Raw genomic sequence first — 3,934 nt, 5'->3', positions numbered from 1 at the left:
CCGTCCGCTCGTGGGAAGACCCGCTACTCTCCCCGGTCGGTACCGCGGTCGGTGTCGGGCTCGACCGGCTCGTTCGGACCGGCACCGCGCCCGTCCCGTCCCCCGTCCGGGTTCGGAACCCGAGCGGAGTCGGGACGTGGCTCCGCGCTGTAATCGTCGACGGCCATCCGGGCGACCCCGCTGGTGTCGTCGAAGACGTGGTGACGGTGCGGGTACGCGAACTCGACATCGAGGTCTGCGAACCGGTCACGGATCGCTTCCTGGACGTCCGACCGGACGATAGCCTGCTTGTAGGGGTTCTTGATCCAGAAGTACAACACGAGAACGATACCGTCGTCGCCGTACTCGTCGATGGCACACACTGGTGCGGCCGCGTACCGGGCGCTACCGACCCTGATGTCGGGGCCGCCCGAGATGACTGTCTCGACGTTTCGGGCGGCTCGCTCGGCGTGTTTCTGGGCCGCCTCGAGGTCGCTCTCGTAGGTGATGTCGAACTCCACCGAAACGCGGGTACGTTCGTCCTCCGCCGAGTAGTTGACCACGTCGCGTTGCTGAATCTCCGAGTTAGGGATGACGATGAACGTGTTCTCGAGGGTGAAAATCTTCGTGTACCGGATCGTGATGTCCTCGACGAACCCGCGGTGACCCTCGTCGACGATTTCGATCATGTCGCCGATCTCGTAGGGCCGGTCGGCGAGGACGAAGAAGCCGTTGATGAAACTACTGACCAACGGTGCGAGCACGACAGCGATGACGGCCGAGATCACGGTCACCGAGAGGAATATCTCGCCGCCGCTGACCCCGAGGATGTACGCGACGACGATGACCGTAACCAGCAGGACCGAGGCCCTGACTCCGCGAAGCACCGTCCGTGTGACGCTGGGGCGCTCGATCCGCTGGGCGACCGTCCGACCGGTCATCCGGACGACGAGCTTCGAGACGAACCAGCCGATCACGAGGACGATGAGCGCGAGTGCGATCTCCTCTATCGTGGGAAACGACCCGGAGATGTTGACGACGCCGTCGGTCGCATCGGTCGCGGGAACGGACTCGTCCCCCGGGGTTTCGGTGGTCGAACCGGACTCGTTCTCCGCGCTCTGGAGAACGCCATACATAGGAACACACTCAGCGCCACCGTGGTTAAGAGTTCTGACCGGTCCCAGTTCCGCCGTACGACCCTCATCATCCCGTTGCATTCGGCCAGTTGTTGCCGTCCAGGCAGTGACAACGCCATTTCGAAAATAGGTGCTACTCGGTACATAATAAATCATTTACCAATCGGAACCGTAGCGGTCCGTATGGCACCAGACGAACTGCGCTCGACCGTCGAGCGCGTCGGGGATCGGTTCAACCTCGGCGAGTACGAGATCGACGCCTACCTCACCGTCCTGGAACAGGGACAGCTCACGGCAAGCGAGATCGCCGATCGAACCGAAATTCCCCAGCCCCGCGTCTACGACACCGTTCGCAGCCTCAGCGACCGCGGATTGGTCGAGCTGCGCGAGTCCCGTCCGATGAAAGTCGTCGCGATCGACCCGGCCGAAGCCTTCGACGACGTCCAGAGCTCCCTCGAGCAGATGATCGACGAACTCGAGGCCCGCTACACTGCCCCCGCCCGGGACACCGAGGCCGTGTCGCTGGTCAAATCCCGGTCGACGATCCTGCGGTACTTCGAGGAGGTCATCGACGCTGCGGAGTACGAACTCTCCCTGTCGTTGACCCCCGACCTGCTGACCCGGTTCGAGGACGAACTTGCAGCGGCCGTCGACGCGGGCGTCAGCGTCGACCTGATCCTGACGCCGGCGAGCGAAGCACCCGAGCCGTCCGAGTACGATTACCTCTCGGTGGCGACGACGGCCCGGGCACGCCGCGGGATCACGACGCCGGTCGTCGCCGTCGCGGACGGCAACTACTCGGTGTACGCGACCCAGGACGCGCTGCGTGACGACCAGGATCGGTACGGCGTCATCTTCAACCGATCGGCGCTCGGGTTCCTGGTTTCGGGCTTCTTCGGCACCGTCCTCTGGACGACAGCCGAACGCACGCTGGCAGAAGACGGTGCGGCACGGACCTATCCCCGCAAGTACGCCTCCATCCGCCGTTGCGTGAAAGACGTCATCGACGAAGGCGGCGAGTTCTACGCCACGATCGAAGGGCGTGATGTCGAACTCGGCGACACCCAGATCGTCCGTGGCCGCATTATCGACGTCTCCTTCGAGGTCAGCGAAGAAGTCGCGAGCATGACCCTCGAGAACGACGAGGGACACGAAGTGACCGTCGGCGGCCGCGTCGCCGCGCTCGAGGATCTGGAGGCCCACGAGATCCACATCGGTCGCCACGAACCCCCGGCTCTCGAGGAGTGAGGGCTGGCGAGGTCGATCGTCCCTTCGCCGCACCAGCGCCGTTTTCAGTCCGCGTTCTCCTCGTCTTCCTCGTCCTCCTCGTCCTGGTTCTCGGTCCCGTCACTGCTGTCTTTCGAACCCCCACCGACCGAGTGGTCCGTTCACCGGGAAACCGCCGCTGGTAATCGAGGGTTACGTCCGTCGGCTCGAGTGACCGTCACGGGACACGGAGCCGTGCAAGCCTGTCAGTTATGCATCCGAACGACGTGTACTCCCTTCGGATGGGAGACGAGAGTTCGGGACAGCACCCTGGCAGGTCGTCCCGCCGCACGTTCGTCGCTGGCGCGTCCGCGGTGGCCACGGCAGGAACGATCGCGGTCGCCGGCTGTCTGGGCCGGGGACGAGGTCCACGGACCGTCGTGATGACCGGTGCCACCGACTTCGAGGAGATCCTCCACACGCCGGAGGGCGAACCCTCCGTCCAGCAGGCCCTGTGGGACGCCGGTCTCGACGAGGATATCGAGGTCGAACTCCAGACGGTCGTCAGCGACTCCGCCCAGCGAATGCAGGAAGCCCAGTCGACCCTGCAAGCGGGTCGTGCGCCCCCCGACATCCACATGATGGACAGCGGGTGGACGATCCCGTTCATTCTGCGCGAACAGACGACCGACCTCACCGACACGCTCCCCGACGACATCGTCTCCCGCATCGAGTCGGAGTACCTCGAGGAGGCCCTCGAGACCGCACGCCATCCCGAGACCGGCAACCTCCACGGGCTCCCGCTGTTTCCCGACTTCGGGATGCTGCTCTATCGGCAAGATCTCGTGGAAGACGTCGGCTACGACACGGGCGAGTGGGCTACCGACCCACCATCGTGGGAGGAGTTCGCCAACGCGGTCGCCGACGCTCGCTCGGAGCATGATCTCGGTTTCGGGTTCACCACGCAGGCGGCCGCGTACGAAGGCCTGGCGTGCTGTTCGTTCAACGAGGTGATGACGACCTGGGGCGGCAGCTACTTCGGTGGCGCGGAGACTCTCTTTACCGCCGGTGATCGCCCGGTCACGGTCGAGGACGAATCCGTCCTCGACGCCATCCGGATGCTGCGGGCGTTCGTCCACGGCGACGACGACGAGCACGCACTCGCGGACTACCCACGGATCAGTCCGACCGCAATCGTCCAGTGGTCCGAAGAGGAGTCGCTGGGACCGTTCTCCGGCGGCGACGCGGTCGCCCACCGCAACTGGCCGTTCGCGATTGCCGAGACCGGTGCCGACGAGGCCTTCGGCGAGGATCTGGGAGTTATGACGCAGCCCTACGCCGTCACCGCGGACGAGGCGGCGTTCGAGGGCGTCGGCGGGACGGCCGCCGCGCTGGGCGGCTGGCATCTGACGCTCAGCCCCTACACCGACCGCGAGGACCTCGCACTCGAGGTGCTCGAGGCGTTCACCCACGAGGACGTCATGCTCACTATTTTCGAACTACAGGGTTTTCTGCCGCCGAACGTCGACCTGGTCGAGGAGGCGGACCCCGACGAGATCGGCCCGATCGCGCGGTATACGGAGCAGCTTCGACTGGCCGGCGAGAACGCCATC

The 3,934-nt window shown here is 65.1% G+C and carries 3 protein-coding genes; 2 read left to right on the top strand and 1 reads right to left on the bottom strand.

Annotated features, from left to right (window positions below; translation table 11 throughout):
• Nucleotides 1-23: 23 nt before the first annotated feature.
• On the bottom strand, nt 24-1,115 hold the full coding sequence (locus tag C446_RS17070; protein WP_006674387.1) for a mechanosensitive ion channel family protein: 1,092 nt from the start codon (nt 1,113-1,115) through the stop codon (nt 24-26).
• A gap of 183 nt (nt 1,116-1,298) precedes the next feature.
• On the opposite strand from C446_RS17070, the gene trmB reads away from it, so the two are divergent.
• Together trmB and C446_RS17060 are read left to right on the top strand one after the other, a co-directional pair.
• The gene (trmB, locus tag C446_RS17065; RefSeq protein WP_006674386.1) at nt 1,299-2,363 is read left to right on the top strand and encodes an HTH-type sugar sensing transcriptional regulator TrmB; all 1,065 of its coding nucleotides are present in this window, start codon (nt 1,299-1,301) and stop codon (nt 2,361-2,363) included.
• Nucleotides 2,364-2,623: 260 nt separating this feature from the next.
• Nucleotides 2,624-3,934, top strand: a 1,311-nt coding sequence (locus C446_RS17060; RefSeq protein WP_083861157.1) for an extracellular solute-binding protein, incomplete at its 3' end; no start/stop codon positions are given.

The organism is Halobiforma nitratireducens JCM 10879, assembly GCF_000337895.1.
Lineage (GTDB): Archaea > Halobacteriota > Halobacteria > Halobacteriales > Natrialbaceae > Natronobacterium > Natronobacterium nitratireducens.
This window is presented reverse-complemented; position numbering and strand designations above follow the sequence as displayed.